Source organism: uncultured Campylobacter sp. (assembly GCF_938045535.1).
GTDB lineage: Bacteria > Campylobacterota > Campylobacteria > Campylobacterales > Campylobacteraceae > Campylobacter_B.
Map to the genome: position 1 here is coordinate 1 of NZ_CALIMQ010000050.1, position 1,965 is coordinate 1,965.

Consider the following 1,965-nt stretch of genomic DNA (forward strand, 5'->3'; position numbering starts at 1 on the left):
AGCGATCATGGCTAGAGTTGACGAATTCGCAAGGCAAAGTTAAATTATGCTAGATCTAATTTTAAGTTATTTTACGAGAAGTACGTTTATTACGATATTCGTGCTTTCTTGGTTATCCGTCTATTTTGTCGTTACTTTTACGATTTTGATCTCCAGATTTGTAGGGCTTAGTGCGTGGCAACACCGCGAAGCAAAGGCACTCGAATCCTTGCTGATGGGTGGTAGGATTTCGCTTTCGGGCTCTATTTTTCAAAAAGTAAATACCGATAAAATTTCAAAAGAGGCCTTGGAAATTTATAAAGGCAAAGCCGAACGCGACTCGACTAGCGGACTTACCTGGCTATCTATAGTCGCCTCTACGTCGCCGTTTATCGGGCTATTTGGTACAGTCGTTAGCATACTTCACACATTTTCCAAGCTTGGCGGCGGAAATTCCGGCATTGATACCATCGCTCCTGCGATCAGCGAGGCGCTGGTTGCCACAGGATGTGGAATTTTTGTAGCGATCCCCGCATATACCTTTAGCTTACTTATAAAACGCAAAGCATACGAAGTTATGAGTATCATAAATCGTACGGCAGATATTTTGCTATTTAAAGCAAACACTGGAAAAGCCATTTAATGTATAATTTCGACGAAAATCCAGAGTTAAATATCACTCCTCTCGTCGATATTATGCTTGTTTTGCTAGCGATTTTAATGGTCGCGCAAACGGCGATTATCTACGATGAAAAGATCGAACTGCCTAGTGGCTCAAAAGCACAGGTTTCGGAAAACACCGCGGAATTCTTGCTTGTGCGTATCGGCGAAGATCGCAAGGTTTATATTGACAAAAGCTCGATGAGCCTAGCTGAATTCCCGGATAATCTCGTGCTGCTTAAAGGCACCGGCAAGTATAGCTTGGAAAAACCCGTCTATATCCAAGCCGATAAGAGACTCGTTTATGACGATGTAATGTTTGTTTTAAAGAGCCTAAAGCAGGCGGGTTTTACAAAAGTCGCACTTCAAACAAATGGCTAATTATTCAAATTTTACGGGGGTTAAATACGATAATTTTAAATCGTTTTTAATCGCCCTTTTTGCCTATCTGCTGGTGATTTTCGTTCTTTTATATCAAATTTCAAAGCCGCAGGAAAAATTTAAAAAATATACCGACAATCCCAACGATTATATGGATGTTACTTTTGATTTCGAAATAGATGATAAACTTCCGTCCGCGCCTGAAATCGCTAAAGAAACGAAGCAGGGCGAGTTTGAAAATAAGAATACTAAGGACGTGCCGGAGGATAAAATTAAGACTACGGCGCAAGTAGTTCCGTCACCTCCGGTGCAGGCAAAGCCGAAAGAGCCCGAAAAGCCGAAGGAAGAGCCGAAGCCGGAACCTAAAAAGGACGAGCCTAAAGCTGAGCCCAAAAAAGAGGAGCCCAAGCCTGAGCCTAAGTTGGAAGATAAACCTTCCGAAAAAGTAGTAGAGAAAAAAGAGGAAGCTAAGCCGGAGCCGAAAAAAGAGGAAAAACCGAGCTTGAGCGATCTTTTTTCGGATACGACTAAGGACAATAAGAAGCTTGAGGAGAGCGCTAAAGCTAGCGACGCCGTTCAGAGTAACAAAAAGTCCGATAAAGAAACCGCCACCTCTAGTGCTAAGGATAAAGCAGCATCTAAAAATGCTGTCGTTAAATCCGATAAACTTGGCGGTAGGACGCAAAGGACGGGTGAGTATAACGCTTATTACGGCGCTATCGAGAAGAAGCTTCAAGTTCTATGGAGTAGATATGTGGCGACCGCGAAGGACGACGCAAGGATTAAGATAGTCTTTAGCGCAGATGGGCGAGTGGCGGATTATACTATTATAGAGTTGGGGCGAGAGACGGAATTTAATCAGAAGTTGCGGGATTTTTTGGATAATCTATCGACTCAGAGTTTCCCGAAATCTCCCGACGGAGCGTCGCATGAGATTGATACTAG

At 43.1% G+C, this 1,965-nt stretch carries 3 protein-coding genes; all 3 read left to right on the forward strand.

From position 1 onward, the window contains the following. The first annotated feature begins 46 nt into the window (after positions 1-46). Positions 47-622 carry a MotA/TolQ/ExbB proton channel family protein gene (locus tag Q0095_RS01890; RefSeq protein ID WP_005869630.1) on the forward strand — a complete coding sequence of 192 codons (576 nt, stop codon included), beginning with the start codon at positions 47-49 and terminating at the stop codon, positions 620-622. Continuing rightward, entirely contained in the window at positions 622-1,020 is a 399-nt protein-coding gene (locus Q0095_RS01895) for a biopolymer transporter ExbD (RefSeq protein WP_005869629.1), read from the forward strand. Before Q0095_RS01890 ends, Q0095_RS01895 begins: the two co-directional genes overlap by 1 nt. Further along, positions 1,013-1,965 (forward strand): TonB C-terminal domain-containing protein (locus tag Q0095_RS01900; RefSeq protein ID WP_297880845.1); only part of this gene is annotated, 953 nt, incomplete at its 3' end. The genes Q0095_RS01895 and Q0095_RS01900, both read left to right, overlap by 8 nt.

Excerpts from the sequence above, each read along its gene's own strand:
- Q0095_RS01890 (WP_005869630.1), top strand. The coding sequence starts at position 47 with ATGCTAGATCTAATTTTAAGTTATTTTACGAGAAGTACGTTTATTACG.
- Q0095_RS01895 (WP_005869629.1), top strand. The coding sequence starts at position 622 with ATGTATAATTTCGACGAAAATCCAGAGTTAAATATCACTCCTCTCGTC.